This is a genomic window from Paenibacillus artemisiicola (assembly GCF_017652985.1).
Classification (GTDB): Bacteria; Bacillota; Bacilli; order Paenibacillales; family Paenibacillaceae; genus Paenibacillus_Z; species Paenibacillus_Z artemisiicola.
This window is the reverse complement of sequence record NZ_JAGGDJ010000081.1, coordinates 1-14,832: the sequence shown is the minus strand read 5'-3', so window position 1 is coordinate 14,832 and position 14,832 is coordinate 1. Positions and strand designations below refer to the sequence as shown.

The window sequence follows — 14,832 nt, the reverse complement described above, 5'->3', positions numbered from 1 at the left end:
ACGTGTGCTCTCCCGATCCGGCCGGCCGGCGCTGACGGCCGCGGGCCGGACGCGATGCGCGGCCGAGGCGAACCGCGGGCCGCGCGCCCTCCCAGCGCCAGCGATAGCCGACGCGCGCGCTGCGGGGCGACGGCCAAACCCGCGAAAGCCCCCGGCTCCGCGCTGCATCCATGCCAAACAGCCCCTCACCGCCGGCAGGCGCGGTCGAGGGGCTTGTTTCCGTTGCGGAGCCGCGCTTGCACCGTGGCCGACTACTTCCGCCGATCTAAGCGGACAGGAGATCCGTTATGCCTCCAATCCGGGCGTTCCTCTGGAATTGGCGGACACGAGTGCCGCTATTCGCCGTCGATGGAGGCATAATCACCTCCATACGGACCAATAACGGAACGTATGGCCGCTTATTCCGCAAAACCGCCAATTCCTAACAAATAACGGCTCTCCTGGCCGCCAATTCCGGCACCGGACATATCGGTGGCATCATGCGCGAAGAAGCTGACCCCAACGACCGTCCCGACGGCATGCCTCCTCTGGAACCTCGGCGCATCAAGCTCCATAACGGCATGTTTCCGTCAGGAGACACGACGAATAGTGGCCGCTCGGCAGCACGCTCCCGCACGAAACCCGATTCACCGCACGTCACGTTAGCACGCTCGCGCAAAATTCAGCCCGCCGTTAAACACAACGACACGCGCCCGAACGAACCCGGTCTACCAAACGCCACCCCACCCTGCCTTCGCTCGGCGCCTCTTACCAGCGCCTGCGTTCGCGTCCAAGTCCGCCCTACACCGCCCGCCCCTGCGCGCAATGCGGCCGCAGCCCGCACGCGCCGCACTTCGGCGCGCTGCCGCAGATGGCGCCGTAGTCCACGGCGCAGTACAGCCACATCAGATTGTCGAGGTACGTCAGGTTCACGCCCGCTTCGGCCGCGAGCGCGCCCAGAATCGCGACCGCTTCGGCCTCCGACGGGTAGCCGCCGTGGAGCCGGAGCCGCGAATCGCCGACGATGCGCCGGATGTGGAGATCCGGCTTGATCGCCTTCACGCCGACATGCCGAAGATACTCCAGCGCGAGCGTGAAGCCCATGCTCCGGAGCTTGTACCGCTTCCCCTGCCCCAGCTCGCGCGCGATCGCCTCCGGCGCGTCGCTCAGCACGAATCGGTCCAAGCTGCCGTAGTCCGCCGCGATCCGCTCCAGCGTCGCGAGGTTCGCGTCCAGATCGGCCGTCTGCCTGGCGATCGCGCGGTTGCCGCATTTGATCGCCTGGACGCGCTCGGCGAGCCGGCTTTTGTCCGCCGCCTTCAGCCGCTCGGCCTCGTACCCGCCGAATATCTCCGCGAGCCGCGCTTCGTTCCGCGCGATCGGCCCCCATGGCCGCTGATTGCTCAACAGCGCGAGCAGCATGCCCCGGATATGCTCGCCGAACGAGAACGATTCGCCGCGGTCCCGCCGAACCGACTGGCGCACCTGCCCGAGCTCGTCGATCGCGCCGGCCAAGTCGAACCCCTGCGCGCGAAGCGTCTCCTCCATCATCCCGATCAGCCGCCCTGCCGTTACCACCGCCCCCGCCTCCTCTGTCAAACGATCGATTCTACCCGCAACCAAACCGCCATCCCCGCGTACAAGGGAACAAAACGAAAAGAGCGGGTGCCTTTCCTTATGGCCGTAGAGATCAAAAAACTTCGTAACCCCAGCGTACTCTTCTTCGCCGCCCTGGCAGCCGTAACCCTTGCGGTCGCGCTGCTGTCCCACTCGTATTTCACGGACCGCGCCTTCTACCTGAACCAGGACCGGTACACGCTGCAGCGTCTACAAGGCGACCTGGCCACGTACCGCGGCGGGTCGGCCGGTCCCGTCGGCGTTCGCGTCAGCGGCGGCGGGAAGCGCACGGTACGGATCGGAGCGGACGACTACGTCATCGCGAAAACCTCCGCGCCCCCGCTTCCGGCGGCCTACACCGTCGCCTACCCCAACGGTCACCGGTACGCCGTGGAGGACAATAACGGCATGCTCCTCAGCTACGACGCGAAAGGCGAGCTCGTCGTGGATATCGCGGCCTACTCGGGAGGCGTGCGCATCGACGAGCCGATCGAAACCTATCTCCCCGCTTCGCTCGTGGCCGCCGCCTATCCGGACTACCATCGCGCGCAGGGCCGGCCCGGTTTTCTCTTCCTGGCCTTGGCCTTCATGATCTTCGGCTGGTGCTGCTTCCGCTACGAACGATTCCAGACGCGCCTGTTTTATCTGTCGCCCCGGCAGCTCCTGTACGACAATCCCGAGCCGAGCGATTTCTATTATTTCATGAGCAAGGCCGGGGGCATCGCCGTCATGGGCGGATCGGTCTGGGTCGCCTGCCAGGCGTTCGTCTCCGGTTGAGGTCCGCGCGGCAGCACGGCCTCTATGCCGTGCCGGAGAAAGCGGTCAAGCGAACGGCGCATGCGGGAACCCGGCGGACGCCAGACCGTTCCCCCTCCGCCGCGTTCGAAGCCGATGTCCGGGATCGGTCATCTCCGGCACGCAATTCACTATGTTCATCATACGATGCCGAACCTTGTCGCCGCCACTCCCCGACGCGCCCGCCGACAGCCCGCCCGCCAAAACGAAGGCGCATGAGCGCATGCCGCGCTTCGATTGGAGTGGCGCCCGGAGTGGCGCCAAAGCCGCAGCGCGCCATGACATAGTCGGCTAACGCCTGCGTGACGAGTGCGGAACAGGCGGGAAAGCGGGTCGCGTGCGGTGCGAAGGCAGACGGCGAAGCGGAGATCGTGCGCGACGCGGAGGCTGGACCCCCGCCTTAACGCGCCGAAAAAGGCCCGGACGCTAGCCGTCCGGGCCGTTCGTGCTTGCGCGATCGAATTCGACGGGCGCTCCCCGCCTTACTTCATCATCTGTTTCACCAATTCGCGGTTGCGCTCCTTGAACCGGTCGTTATGCGACGAGACCATGGCGAACTTGTCGGCATCCGGCTGGATGAACTGCTTCGCCTTGTTCACCGCGTTCGCCGCGTCCTGGAACGCCCCGGCGATGAGATGCAGCTTGCCGTCGTGCATCAGGATGTCGCCCGCGGCGTACAGCCCCGGCACGGACGATTCGCTCATGACGGTGCCCGATACGTAGAAATCCTCGAGCATCTCGATGTTCAGGTCGCTCGCCTGCAGCAGCGTCGATTCCCGGTCGTAGCCGTGGTTGATGACGATCTCGTCGGCTTCCAACGTCACGACCTCGCCCGTCTCGTGGTTCGTCAGCTCGACGTGCTCGATCGTCTCGTGGTCCGCGCTCGCGATCAGCTTCGTGATCGAGGAATGGAAGACGCATTCGGCGGAGCTCCGCAGCAGCTGCTGCACCTGCGCCTCGTGCCCGGTCAGCGAGCCTTTGCGATAGACGACGATAACCTGCTTCGCGATCGGCTCCAGCTCGTTCGCCCAATCGACGGCGGAATTGCCGCCGCCCGAGACGACGACGGTCTTGCCCTTGAACTGCCGCAGCGACTTGACCGTGTAATGCAGATTGCTCACCTCGAACCGCTCCGCGCCCTCGATCTGCAGCTTGGTCGGCTTCAGGATGCCGCTGCCGACGGCGACGATGACGGTCTTCGAGTAATGGACGGTCCCGGAAGCCGCGCGCAGCTCGAACAAGCCCGTTTCCCCGCGTCCGATCGCCTCCACCTTCTCGTTCAGCACCACCTCGGGGCCGAAGGTCAGTCCCTGCTCGACCAGCTGCTCGATCAGCTTCGCGCCGGGAACGGGCGTCAGGCCGCCGACGTCCCAAATCATTTTCTCCGGATAGACGTGCACCTTGCCGCCGAGCTGCGACTGAAACTCGATGATTTTCGTTTTCATTTCCCTCAGTCCGCTATAGAAAGCCGAGTACAGCCCCGCCGGGCCGCCCCCGATAATGGTCACGTCGTATACGTCCGCCGCGTTCATGATGATCGCTCCTTCGCCATGGTTTTTAGTTGATAACGATTCTCAATTAGTATAAATATACACGGCCGCGGGCTTTTTTACAAGATGATATTGACAATCATTCTCACTGAACGTATCTTTGGTTATGGCAGTGTTGATAATCGTTATCACTTAATATCCAGTTTATTCCAAGAAAAAGGGGTCCTCGTCTCATGAAAAAAGCGTTTTTTCCGATTCTCGCCGTCCTCATTCTGCTCCTAAGCGCCTGCGGCAATGCCAATAACGGCGCCAATAACGGCGCCGGCAACGCCGCGGAAGGCAATGCCGCACCCGCGAACAACGCCGCTTCGAACGCCGATCAGCCGGCCGATAACGCGGCGGCGAACAATGCGGCTGCATCCGACGCGCCGGCAACCGGCACGATTACGTACCAATCCGAATCCGGCCCCGTCGAAGTGCCGGCCAACCCGCAACGCGTCGTCGTGCTGGCTTCCTACGCGGGCGACCTCATCTCGCTCGGCGTCAACATCGTCGGCGCCGATTCCTGGTCGATGAAGAATCCCCGTTTCGCGGATAAGCTGAAGGATGCGAAGGAAGTGTCCGACGAGGACCTGGAGAAGATCATCGAGCTCAATCCCGACCTGATCATCGGCCTCGATAACGTCAAGAACCTCGACAAGCTCAAGGAAATCGCCCCGACGGTCGTGTTCACGTACGGCAAAGTCGACTACCTGACCCAGCACGTCGAGATCGGCAAGGCGGTCAACAAGGGGAAAGAAGCGCAGGCGTGGGTCGACGACTTCAAGAAGCGCGCGGCCGAAGAGGGCACCGAGATCAAAGCCAAAATCGGCGAGAACGCGACCGTCTCCGTCATCGAAAGCTTCGACAAACAGCTGTACGTCTACGGCAACAACTGGGGCCGCGGCACGGAGGTGCTGTACCAGGCGATGGGCCTGAAGATGCCGCAGAAGGTCATCGACTCGGCGCTGAAGCCCGGCTACTTCGCCCTTTCGACGGAAGTGCTGCCGCAATACGCCGGCGATTACGTCATCCTGAGCAAGTTCAGCGATGCCGACAACTCCTTCCAAGACACCGATTCGTACAAAAACATTCCGGCCGTGAAAAACGGGCACGTCTTCGAAGTGAACGCGAACGAGTTCTACTTCAATGACGCCAATACGCTCGACTACCAGCTGGACTTCTTCAAGAAAAGCTTCCTGGGACAATAAGGCGATGGCCGGCGATTCGACCCGCTCCGTCCCCTTTGCCTTCAAGCTCGCCGCGGGCCTGCTGCTCTTCGTCTTGACGTTCTTCGTCGCCATGACGCTCGGCGCCGCCCACACGACGCCGAAGGAAGTGTGGCTCGCGATCATGACCGACCGGCCGGGCGAGAATCTCTCCGTGCTCCGCGAGATCCGGCTGCCGCGCGAAATCGCGGCGGTCTTCATCGGGGCGGCGCTGGCGGTGTCCGGCTCCGTCATGCAGGGCATGACGCGCAATCCGCTCGCCGATCCCGGCCTGCTGGGGCTGACGGCCGGCGCCAACGCGGCGCTCGCCTTCACCCTTGCGCTCGTCCCGTCTGCCAACTACTTCTGGATCACCGTCGCCTGCTTCATCGGCGCCGCCGCCGGTTCCCTGCTCGTGGCCGGCATCGGCGCCGCCAAGAAGGGCGGCTTCTCCCCGCTGCGCATCGTGCTGGCGGGTTCCGCCGTTTCGGCGTTTCTGTACGCGCTCGCGGACGGCATCGGCCTGGCGTTCAAAATCTCCAAGGACGTCTCCATGTGGACCGCCGGCGGCATCATCGGCACGTCATGGGAGCAGCTGCAGGTCATCATTCCGTTCGTCTCGGCCGGCGTGCTGATCGCCATGGCGCTGTCGCGGCAGCTCACGATCCTGAGCCTGAGCGAGGACATCGCCGTCGGCCTCGGCCAGAAGACCGGCGCCGTGAAGGCGGCGCTGTTCGTCGTGACCGTGCTGCTCGCCGGCGCCTCCGTGGCGCTGGTCGGCAACCTGACGTTCCTCGGGCTCATGATCCCGCATATCGTGCGCGCCGTCGTCGGCACGGATTACCGGTTCGTCGTGCCGATGTCGGCCGTATCGGGGGCGACGTTCATGCTGCTCGCGGACACGCTCGCCCGGACGATCAACGCGCCGTACGAGACGCCGCTGGCCGCCATCGTCGCCGTCGCGGGGCTGCCCTTCTTCCTGTACATCATGCGGAGAGGGGGCAAGGCGATCAAATGACCCGGCCCGCAATCGTCCGTAAGCAGCGAATCATCCTGCTCGCGTTGTTCGCGCTCATCGTATTGACCGTCTTTCTCGGCATGGGACTCGGCTACGCCAAGCTCTCGTACGGCCGCCTGCTGCCGACGCTGTTCGGGCACGGCAACTTCAAGGAGCATTTCATCCTGTACGAAGTCCGCCTGCCGCGCATCGTCATCACGCTCCTGTCGGGCATGGCGCTGGCGCTCGCCGGCTCCGTCCTGCAGAGCGTGACGCGCAACGACCTCGCCGATCCCGGCATCATCGGCATCAATTCCGGCGCGGGCGTCGGCGTCGCCTTCTTCTTCCTGTTCATGCCGCTCGAGGCGAACACGTTCGCGTACGTGCTGCCCTTGGCGGCGTTCGGCGGGGCGCTCTTGACGTCGGCGCTGATCTACCTGTTCGCGTACAAGCGGCACGCCGGCCTCCAGCCCGTCCGCTTCGTCCTGACCGGCGTCGGCTTCTCCATGGCGCTCTCGGGCGTCATGGTCGTGCTGATCTCGTCCGCGGACCGGCAGAAGGTCGACTTTATCTCGAAATGGCTGGCCGGCAACATCTGGGGCACGGACTGGCCGTTCATCTGGGCGCTGCTGCCGTGGCTTGCCGTGCTCGTGCCGTTCGTGCTCTACAAGGCGAACAAGCTGAACCTGCTGGCGCTCGACGAATCCGTCGCCGTCGGCGTCGGCGTCGCCCTGGCGCGGGAGCGGCTCGAGCTGCTGCTCGCGGCGGTCGCGCTGGCGGCCGCCGCCGTATCCGTCACCGGCGGCATCGCCTTCGTCGGCCTGATGGCGCCGCATATCGCGAAGGCGCTGGTCGGCCCGCGCAACCAGCTGTTCATGCCCGTCGCGATCCTGATCGGCGGCTGGCTGCTCGTGCTGGCCGACACCATCGGCCGCAACGTCGGCACCGCGGACGGCGTGCCCGCGGGCATCGTGGTCGCGCTGATCGGCGCGCCGTACTTCGTTTATCTCTTGATGAAGAAAATCTAGAAGCGGCGGCTCCCGCAGCTGTCCGAGTCTGCCGATTCTCCTTGGCCAAACGCGCTTCGTTCCCATGGGACGAAGCGCGTTTGGCCTTGCGCGGGGCTTGCCGATCGGCGCGGAGTCACTAGGCAAACGGGGAATTTTTCCATATACTAGAGAGACTTTCCCGAAGGGTGGACCGATCTCGACATGCAAGGGTCATCGTTTTATCTCGTTGTCGTCTTGATCGCGGCACTCATTCTCTGGCGCAGAACGCGCGCGATGTACCGCCCGATCAAGGGCAACGGCATCCGGCTGCTGCTCCCGGCCGTCTACGTGGCGATCCTTGGCGTCCCTCTGGCATCCGGTCCGAACGTGGATGCCGCGCCGTGGGAATTCCTCGTCGCGTTCCTGATCGGCGCCGTGCTGTCGCTGCCGCTCATATGGACCACGAATTACGAGCTTCGCGCGGACGGCCAAATCTATGCCGTCAAGAACTCCGGCTTCATCGTCGCGTTCCTCGCGGTCTTCGTCATCCGCTTCCTGCTCCGCAATCATTTCGCCTTCATCGGGCCGGAGACGGAGGCCGCGCTGTTCGTCGTCGTGGCCATCGGTTACGCGGTGCCTTGGCGGATCGTCTCGTACGCGAAGTTCCGCCTGCTGCTCGCACAGCGCGCGGCGGCCGGGCCGCAAGCCGGGTCGCAGGGCGGTTTCGCCGATGGCGGGCCGCAGACGGGCGCGTAAGAGCGAGCGTACAAGACGCGAAAAGACACCGGGCGCCGGTGGCTTTTTTTGCGTGCCGCCCCGCGCCGCGGCTGCGATCACAAATAATGAACGCGGACATCATTTTATTCAATTAGGCAAACGCCCTTTCCCGGCGTTACAATGGGGTCGACTCGCGAGCGGGCAGCGCGCGGCATCGAATTCGAAGGAGCGAAGCCTATGGAATTGAAGGATCGGACGGCCGTCGTGACGGGCGGCGGCACGGGAATCGGCAGGGCGGCCAGTCTGCTGCTGGGCCGCAAGGGCGCGAACGTCGTCGTCAACTATTCGCGCTCGCAGGAAGAAGCGGAGGACGTCGTACGGGAAATCCGGGACGAGGGAGGCCGGGCGATCGCCGTCCGGGCCGACGTGGCCCGGGACGACGAGGTGCGGGCCATGATCGGGCGCGCGGCCGAGACGTTCGGCGGCGTGCAGCTGCTCGTGAACAACGCGAGCTTCACGCATCATATTCCGCTGCACGACCTCGACGCGGTCACGGACGAGATCTGGGATTCGCTGCTCGACGTGAACGTGAAAGGCATGTTCCGGTGCGCCCGCGCGGCCGCGCCGTGGATGAAGCAGGCCGGCCCGGGGGCCGTCGTGAACGTCGGCAGCGTCGCGGGGACTACGGGACTCGGTTCCTCGCTCCCCTATGCCGTCTCCAAGGCGGCCGTGCACGGCCTGACGAAATCGCTGGCGCGCGCGTTGTCGCCGGATATCCGGGTGAACGCGGTCGTGCCGGGCGCCGTCGCGACGCGCTGGTGGGCGGGCCGGGAGGCGCAGATGCGGCGGCTCGCGCCGACTCTGCTGCTGCAGCGGATCTCGACGCCGGAGGACGTCGCGCAGCTCATCTGCGCCGCGCTCGAGCAGGAAGCGATGACCGGCCAGCTGATCACGGTGGACAGCGGGCAGACGCTGTAACGGCGCGGGGCCCGGCGGCGCAGGGCCTGGCGGCGCGGGGCCTGGCGTCCGGCGGCAAGACGGCGCGGCGTCGGGACGCAATCGCTATAAATGCGGTCAACGCGAAAAAGAAGAGCACCGGACGGTGCTCTTCTTCGTTGCCGCGAAGCCGCGAACGGTTGTCAAACGCGAGCCTGCCGGCGACGGGCTCGCCCCAAGCGCGGGCAGTAACGGCTCTCGTTCGCGGCGCGCCCGGCCGGGGTATGCCCTCCGGCGGAAGCAGTTCCGCCCGCATTCATGCATGAACGTCCGGCAGCAGGCGGCGAAAATTCTCCGCGGCCGCCGCAGGCGGCCCGTCCGGCGCGCGCCGGAGATGATCGTAGAAGCTGCACGGAAACTTGAATACGTGGCCGAAATCCCAGTCCGCCGCCGCGTAATCCCGGGTCCAAAACGCTTCCTCGGCCGGGAGCCGCGCCGACCGGGCGGCCGGCCGCAGCGGCAGCCGGTCCACGGGCGAGACGAGCCGCGGCGAAGCGTCCGCCGGCAGGTCCCGTCCCGCGCGCAGCGCCTCGGCGATCGCCAGCCATTGCGGTACGCCCGCGCGGAACAGGTCCGCATAGCCGCAATCGTGCAGCGCGTTCAGGGCATGCGCGAACGTCAGCAGATGGCCGATTAAGTCGTGATGCGCCTCCGCGCGGTAGATCCGCTTGAACGCCGCCAGCTCCCCCAGCGCCGCCGCCGAGAGCCGGACCGGGTCGGACGGCATCGAAGCCGCGTCGTAGGAAGCCGCGGCGAGCCGCTTCACCTCGCCCGCCTTGAAGCCGATCCACGACCGGCCGGGAATCGTGCCGCGAAAGCGCGCGATCAAGCCCGCGATGCCGCCGATCGCCTCCGCGCTCCCCCAGCCTCCGAGCGCGCGCAGCGCAGAGATGGCATGCGCCGCGTAGATGAAATTATGGCCGACCCAGTGCAGGCCGTCCAGCGTGCCGCGCAGCGCGTCCGCGATCGCGCGCTCCGCCTCCGCCGCGGGAACCGGCACGTCCGCGGCGGCTAGGAACCGCGCGCCGGGCGGATGCGCGGCCAGCATCGCGTCCGTCTGGCGGGCGGCCGCCGCCTCCGCCCCGGGGGCCAGCGCCGCGTCGCGGCGGAACAGCCAGCTCGCGATCGCGGCCGCGCCGTAATGCGCGCGCCAGACGTCGCCCGTCTCCGCCAGGCAGCCGGCGATGACGGCGAGCCCGGCCGATAGGCGGGTTCGCTCGGCTTCCCGGCGCTCGAGATCCGCCGGCGAAACGCTCATCGGACCGGCGACGCGGCCTGCAAGCGCCGGATCAGCGCGTCCAGCTTCACATCCGCCAGCGATTCCAGCCTCAGGTCCACGCTGCCGAAGGCCAGCTCGCGCGTGACGTCGTTCGGCACCGTAACGCAGTACATGCCGGCCGCCTTGGCCGCCTTCGCGCCGTTCGGCGAATCCTCGAACGCCACCGCCTCGTGCGGCGCGAGCCCGAATTCGCGGAGAACCTGCAGGTACAGCTCGGGATCGGGCTTCGCCCGGACCACGTCGTCGCGCACCCGGATGCATTCGAAATACGGCGCCACGCTCAGGCGGCCGAGATGCCCCGTCACCCAGGCGCGGGTCGCGCTCGACGCCAGCCCGACGCGAAGGCCGAGCGTCCCCGCGTCCTTCAGGTAGTCTTCCACGCCGGGACGGATCGTTTCCGCCGCGAGCATCGCCTCGAACTTCTCCCTGTGCCGCGCGCGCAGAAACGCCCGGTCGACGGTCCGCCCCAAGCACGCTTCCAAATGCCCGTACGGATCGAACCCGCTGTCGTGCGTGCCCACGCATTGCCCCCAGACGGCCAGCTCCAGCTCGTGCCCGTGCTCCGCGAAAATCTCCCGATACGCCCGATACTCCGGCGCTTCGGTATCGTAGATCAGTCCGTCGAAATCGAATACGATCGCTTTAATCATGCTACCACTCCTCCTCGGATGTCGCCTGCTTCCCTGAGGAGTTCTCGATCAAGGGGCCATATCCCTGCCGGGGACGCCATTCCGCGCCTCTCCGTCACCGCCCTCGCTCTCCCGCGCCCGCATGCTCAGGTCGCCGGTCCCGTCCCGTCACCGCCCGCTTCCTCCGCGAGCCGCCGGTAATGCGCGACGACCAGCTCCTTGAACGCGGACGCCGCCTTCGTCGGATGCCGGCGCTTCGACCAGGCGAGCCCGATCGTCCGATAGCAGGCCGGCTCCGCGATTCGCGTCCGGTGGGGCAGCAGCCGCGCGACCGGCTTCCATTCCGACGCCGGAATGAACGTCACGCCGAGATTTTGCTTGACCAAGCCGATGATGGCGTCCGGCTCGTCCAGCTCGAACGCGACGCGCGGCTCGAAGCCCGCCTGCCGGCAGAACCCGTCGGTCAGCTCCCGAAACGCGTAGCCGGCGTTCATCCCGATGAACGGATCGCGCTCCAGCTCCCGCAGCGCGACGCGTTCCCTGCCCGCGAGCCGGTGGCCCGGCGGAAGCGCGAGGAACACCTCCTCGGTCAGCAGCGGCAGCCATTCGATCTCGGGGCCTTCCAACTTCAGCGAGGCGATGCATAGATCGACCTCGCCCTTCTCGAGCTGCCGCAGCATCGACGGGACTGGCGCCAGAAACTGCCGCACATGCACCTCGGGGTGCGCGCGCGCGAAGGCGCCCATGAGCGCCGGCAGCATCTTCGTGATCGACACCGCCAGCTTCAGGCAATTCTGCTCCTTGCCCGCCAGCTCGCCGATTTCGCGCTTCGCCTCGTCGAGCTCCATGAAGGCGCGCTCCAGCCGCCGCAGGAAAATACCGCCGTACGCGTTCAGCCGGATATGCCGCCCCTCCCGGTCGAAGAGCGGCACGCCGACGTCGTGCTCGAGCCGCGCGATCGTCTTGCTCAGCGACGGCTGGGCGATCCGCAGCTCCTCGGCCGCCTTGGTCATGTGCTGAAGCCGCGCGACGGTCCGAAAATAATGCAATTGCAATAATTCCATGTCGCCCTCCGGCCTTCCGTCCATCGACGGAGAGGAATCCAACGCATAGCCGCTAGTATTTCCGTATCCGTCCGCGCGAATGTATGCTGCCTGTTCAAGCCGAAGAAGCCGCTCCCGCGTCATGGCGACGCCGGGAACGGCTTCTTGCTTCGGGAACGCCGCCGGGGGCGGCGCCCGGCTTGATGAACGGTGCGCGGAACGCTTCTTACGGCTTCTCCCCGCCGGCGGACGACGTCACGATGATGCCGTCGTCGTTGTCGCCGGACACCGTGTACGCGCCGTCCGCGGGCACGCTGATCGCCGTCTCCCCGGACGGCGACGCCGTGTAGTAATCGACCTCGTAGCTGACGCCGTCCACGAGCGCCGTCAGCGTATGCTGCTCCTTCAGCGCGGCCAGGTACTCCTCCAGCGTCCAGCCGCGGTCGTGCATGATGACGCTGTGCGGCAGGCCGACGTAGCGGAAATGCCACGGCTCGAACTGAATGCCGGTCACGGCGGTCTTGTCCTCGGGATAGCGGAGTATAAAGCCGTACTCCCAGGCATGCTTGCTCAGCCAATTGCCTTCGGGGGCGGCGTTCATGCTCGCCGTCGTCGACCCGACGTCCATCGAGAGGCCGAGGTTATGCTCGCTGTAGCCCGGCGGCAGGGCGTAATCCGACCCTTTCTCCGCGTACAGCTTCTTCTGCGCGGCCTCGTCGCGGTAGCCGCTGTTGATCACGAAGTGGCGGATGCCGTCGGCCCGGGCGGCGTCCGCGAGCGCCTGCCACTTCTCCGCCACCCGTTTCGACAGGCTCACCGTCGTATCCATCAAGCCGTAGCCGTGCTTCAGCTCCGGATGCTCGAACAGATTCACGACGTCGTCCAGTCTTCCCGCCTCGCGAACCGGATGCGTCTTGTCGACCAGCACCAGGTCTCCCCGATATTGCTGATCCGCGTCCGCCTGCACGATCCGCGACTTCGGCGCGGCGTCCGCCGCGGCCGCCTTTCCTTCGGGCTCCGCGAACCACCCTTTCGCATGCTGGCCGGCCTTCACGGCCACCACCGCCAAGACGACGAGCGCCGCCAACCGCGTTGCTTTCATGCCTTTCATCCTCCCGTACCGCTAGTTGTTCCAAGGATACGGCAGCGGGATAAAAAAGAACCGGGGCAAAACTTAACTTTTTCTTAAATTAGCGCCCGGAGATGACACGACCGCGCGTCACTCGTAGCCTTTCGCGATCGTCTCCAGGTACTCCTCGATCGGAACGGAGCTGCGCAGCGCGAGCAGATTGTTGCCCGCCTCGCCGACGACCGTGCGGAATTGGCGGCTCGCGCCGGTCGCCTGCGCCGCGATGGCGTCCACGATGGTTTGCGGATCGTCCAGCGAGCCTTCATCGGAACGGGAAGCCATCATGCCGGTGACCTTGTTCATCAGGCCGTCGTACGCCGTAATGTTGTCGTCCTTGCTCCAGCGGATGTTGTTCAGGAAGTTGTTGCCGCTCGAACCGCCCTGCTCGATGAGCCGCAGCTCGATATTAAGCGGCTTGAGCTCGTAATAGAGTCCTTCCGTCAAGCCCTCGAGCGCGAACTTGGACATGTTGTACAGCGAACCGAGCGGCACGGCCGTCGTGACGCCCATGAACGAGCTGATGTTGATGAACATGCCGCCGCCGTTCGCCCGGAAATGCGGCAAAAACTTGCGGATGACGTTGATCGGTCCGCGGGCGTTCACGGCGAACTGCCAGTCGATCGTCTCTTCCTCCGCCAGCTCCAGCGCCCCGTAGACGCCCATGCCGGCGTTGTTGACGACGACGTCGATCTTGCCGAACGCCGCGATCGCGCCGTCCACGGCGGCGTTCACTTCCGCCAGCTTCGTGACGTCGAGCTTGAACAGCTTGATGTTCTCGTACGCCGTGAGCTCGGTTTCCTTCTCCGGGGTGCGCATCGTGGCGGCGACGTTCCAGCCGAGCTTCGCGAAATGTTTGGCCGTGAGCTTGCCGAGTCCCGTGCTTGTGCCCGTAATGAATACCGTTTTGTTCGTGGTCATGATTTCATCATTCCTCCGATTATGAGTTTTATTTCGGTTTGTATTGAACGTTCGTTCTAATGTACCGAGACTGAACGGCGGACTGTACGCTAAACGACGATTGGAACTCGAGTTCATACTCCCGCTTTGCGAAAGCCATACTTTCTATCGAACGTTCGATCTAATCTTGGCGAAAAGAAGCAGGCCGGACTTCGCTTACCCGTTCCAACCTTTTTCTTTGCTTACCGCGTTCCAGCAGGCCCGGATCGCTTGCTCCTCGAGGTCGTCCGTCAGCTCCAGCATGTTCTGCTGATGGCTCTTCAGGAGATAGACGAGGGAGCCGTAATGCATCTGCACCATCATGTGCGGATCGAGCGGGACGAACACCCCTTCTTCGACCGCTTGGCGGTAAAGCTCTTCCATCGGTCCGCACCAGCCGCCCTTGTAGGCTTCCAGCTTGGACTGCTCGTGAATGTACGGCGAGAACGAATACTGCTCGATGAACCGGAATCCCTTCGGGTATTGCTTGCCCAGCTCGATTACGCTGCGCCACGCGAGCCGGAACCGCTCGTGCACGGAATCGGCCTGATTCATGCCCTTCGTGACGAATTCGCCGTTGAACTTCACGATCGCCTTGTACAGCTCGTTGATGATGTCTTCCTTGCTGCTGAAGTAATGGTAAATGTTGCCCGTCGAGACGCCGGAATCCTTCGCGATCAGCGACATCGACGTCGCCTGCAGCTCGCGGTCGATGATCAGGTCCAGCGTCGTCTCCAGGACGGCCTTCTGTACTTTGTTGCAACGCTCGAACATCGGCCTGCCTCCTTTCGTTCGGATTAGATCGAATGATCGTTCTAATCATAATCCTGCTGGCCCCCGCTGTCAACCCGCCGCTCTGCGAGCCGGCTCCGGCGCCCGTCCGGCGCGGGTTTCCGCGGCGGAACTTCGCAGCCGGGCAATCGCGGGCGGCCGCCCGGGCGCGCGATTCGCGGACGGCGCCGCCGCCGGCGCTGACAAGGCGACGGCGC

Annotated in this window: 14 protein-coding genes; 6 read left to right on the top strand and 8 right to left on the bottom strand. The window is 65.2% G+C overall.

Features of this window, described 5'->3' with window-relative positions:
- Positions 1 to 780 precede the first annotated feature (780 nt).
- Positions 781 to 1,557 carry a hypothetical protein gene (locus I8J29_RS32405; RefSeq protein ID WP_208851406.1) on the bottom strand — a complete coding sequence of 259 codons (777 nt, stop codon included), beginning with the start codon at positions 1,555 to 1,557 and terminating at the stop codon, positions 781 to 783.
- A 99-nt stretch (positions 1,558 to 1,656) separates the two neighbouring features.
- On the opposite strand from I8J29_RS32405, the gene I8J29_RS32400 reads away from it, so the two are divergent.
- On the top strand, positions 1,657 to 2,373 hold the full coding sequence (locus I8J29_RS32400; protein ID WP_208851405.1) for a DUF6199 family natural product biosynthesis protein: 717 nt from the start codon (positions 1,657 to 1,659) through the stop codon (positions 2,371 to 2,373).
- Positions 2,374 to 2,873: 500 nt separating this feature from the next.
- Here the strand turns inward: I8J29_RS32400 and I8J29_RS32395 are convergent, their stop codons facing one another.
- A complete protein-coding gene (locus I8J29_RS32395; protein WP_208851404.1) occupies positions 2,874 to 3,923 on the bottom strand; it encodes an NAD(P)/FAD-dependent oxidoreductase in 1,050 nt (349 codons plus the stop codon).
- Between the two features lie 191 nt (positions 3,924 to 4,114).
- On the opposite strand from I8J29_RS32395, the gene I8J29_RS32390 reads away from it, so the two are divergent.
- From I8J29_RS32390 to I8J29_RS32370, 5 genes are all read left to right on the top strand, one after another.
- Positions 4,115 to 5,131, top strand: coding sequence for an iron-hydroxamate ABC transporter substrate-binding protein (locus I8J29_RS32390; protein WP_208851403.1), 1,017 nt, complete (start codon positions 4,115 to 4,117; stop codon positions 5,129 to 5,131).
- A gap of 4 nt (positions 5,132 to 5,135) precedes the next feature.
- Positions 5,136 to 6,146: a FecCD family ABC transporter permease gene (locus tag I8J29_RS32385; protein WP_208851402.1), complete on the top strand. Its 1,011-nt coding sequence runs from the start codon at positions 5,136 to 5,138 to the stop codon at positions 6,144 to 6,146.
- Positions 6,143 to 7,153: a FecCD family ABC transporter permease gene (locus I8J29_RS32380; RefSeq protein ID WP_208851401.1), complete on the top strand. Its 1,011-nt coding sequence runs from the start codon at positions 6,143 to 6,145 to the stop codon at positions 7,151 to 7,153. The genes I8J29_RS32385 and I8J29_RS32380 overlap by 4 nt, the downstream gene beginning before the upstream one ends.
- 183 nt (positions 7,154 to 7,336) lie before the next feature.
- On the top strand, positions 7,337 to 7,870 hold the full coding sequence (locus I8J29_RS32375; protein WP_208851400.1) for a cytochrome c biogenesis protein CcdC: 534 nt from the start codon (positions 7,337 to 7,339) through the stop codon (positions 7,868 to 7,870).
- Positions 7,871 to 8,068: 198 nt separating this feature from the next.
- Entirely contained in the window at positions 8,069 to 8,809 is a 741-nt protein-coding gene (locus I8J29_RS32370) for an SDR family NAD(P)-dependent oxidoreductase (protein ID WP_208851399.1), read from the top strand.
- Positions 8,810 to 9,083: 274 nt separating this feature from the next.
- On the opposite strand, the gene I8J29_RS32365 is transcribed toward I8J29_RS32370, so the two are convergent.
- The 6 genes from I8J29_RS32365 to I8J29_RS32340 form a co-directional block, all read right to left on the bottom strand.
- On the bottom strand, positions 9,084 to 10,085 hold the full coding sequence (locus tag I8J29_RS32365) for a hypothetical protein (protein ID WP_208851398.1): 1,002 nt from the start codon (positions 10,083 to 10,085) through the stop codon (positions 9,084 to 9,086).
- Complete coding sequence (locus I8J29_RS32360; RefSeq protein ID WP_208851397.1) at positions 10,082 to 10,756, bottom strand: HAD family hydrolase; 675 nt, start codon at positions 10,754 to 10,756, stop codon at positions 10,082 to 10,084. Before I8J29_RS32360 ends, I8J29_RS32365 begins: the two co-directional genes overlap by 4 nt.
- Positions 10,757 to 10,881: 125 nt before the next feature.
- Positions 10,882 to 11,799, bottom strand: a complete 918-nt coding sequence (locus I8J29_RS32355; RefSeq protein ID WP_208851396.1) for a LysR family transcriptional regulator — start codon at positions 11,797 to 11,799, stop codon at positions 10,882 to 10,884.
- A gap of 205 nt (positions 11,800 to 12,004) precedes the next feature.
- A complete protein-coding gene (locus I8J29_RS32350) occupies positions 12,005 to 12,880 on the bottom strand; it encodes a M15 family metallopeptidase (protein WP_208851395.1) in 876 nt (291 codons plus the stop codon).
- Between the two features lie 117 nt (positions 12,881 to 12,997).
- On the bottom strand, positions 12,998 to 13,825 hold the full coding sequence (locus tag I8J29_RS32345) for an SDR family oxidoreductase (protein ID WP_208851394.1): 828 nt from the start codon (positions 13,823 to 13,825) through the stop codon (positions 12,998 to 13,000).
- 195 nt (positions 13,826 to 14,020) lie between these two features.
- Complete coding sequence (locus I8J29_RS32340; RefSeq protein WP_208851393.1) at positions 14,021 to 14,617, bottom strand: TetR/AcrR family transcriptional regulator; 597 nt, start codon at positions 14,615 to 14,617, stop codon at positions 14,021 to 14,023.
- Positions 14,618 to 14,832 lie beyond the last annotated feature (215 nt).

Bases quoted from the DNA above. Each gene is read 5' to 3' on its own strand.
- I8J29_RS32400 (WP_208851405.1), top strand. From the start codon at position 1,657: ATGGCCGTAGAGATCAAAAAACTTCGTAACCCCAGCGTACTCTTCTTC.
- I8J29_RS32395 (WP_208851404.1), bottom strand. From the start codon at position 3,923: ATGAACGCGGCGGACGTATACGACGTGACCATTATCGGGGGCGGCCCG.
- I8J29_RS32390 (WP_208851403.1), top strand. From the start codon at position 4,115: ATGAAAAAAGCGTTTTTTCCGATTCTCGCCGTCCTCATTCTGCTCCTA.
- I8J29_RS32385 (WP_208851402.1), top strand. From the start codon at position 5,136: ATGGCCGGCGATTCGACCCGCTCCGTCCCCTTTGCCTTCAAGCTCGCC.
- I8J29_RS32380 (WP_208851401.1), top strand. From the start codon at position 6,143: ATGACCCGGCCCGCAATCGTCCGTAAGCAGCGAATCATCCTGCTCGCG.
- I8J29_RS32375 (WP_208851400.1), top strand. From the start codon at position 7,337: ATGCAAGGGTCATCGTTTTATCTCGTTGTCGTCTTGATCGCGGCACTC.
- I8J29_RS32370 (WP_208851399.1), top strand. From the start codon at position 8,069: ATGGAATTGAAGGATCGGACGGCCGTCGTGACGGGCGGCGGCACGGGA.
- I8J29_RS32365 (WP_208851398.1), bottom strand. From the start codon at position 10,085: ATGAGCGTTTCGCCGGCGGATCTCGAGCGCCGGGAAGCCGAGCGAACC.
- I8J29_RS32360 (WP_208851397.1), bottom strand. From the start codon at position 10,756: ATGATTAAAGCGATCGTATTCGATTTCGACGGACTGATCTACGATACC.
- I8J29_RS32355 (WP_208851396.1), bottom strand. From the start codon at position 11,799: ATGGAATTATTGCAATTGCATTATTTTCGGACCGTCGCGCGGCTTCAG.
- I8J29_RS32350 (WP_208851395.1), bottom strand. From the start codon at position 12,880: ATGAAAGCAACGCGGTTGGCGGCGCTCGTCGTCTTGGCGGTGGTGGCC.
- I8J29_RS32345 (WP_208851394.1), bottom strand. From the start codon at position 13,825: ATGACCACGAACAAAACGGTATTCATTACGGGCACAAGCACGGGACTC.
- I8J29_RS32340 (WP_208851393.1), bottom strand. From the start codon at position 14,617: ATGTTCGAGCGTTGCAACAAAGTACAGAAGGCCGTCCTGGAGACGACG.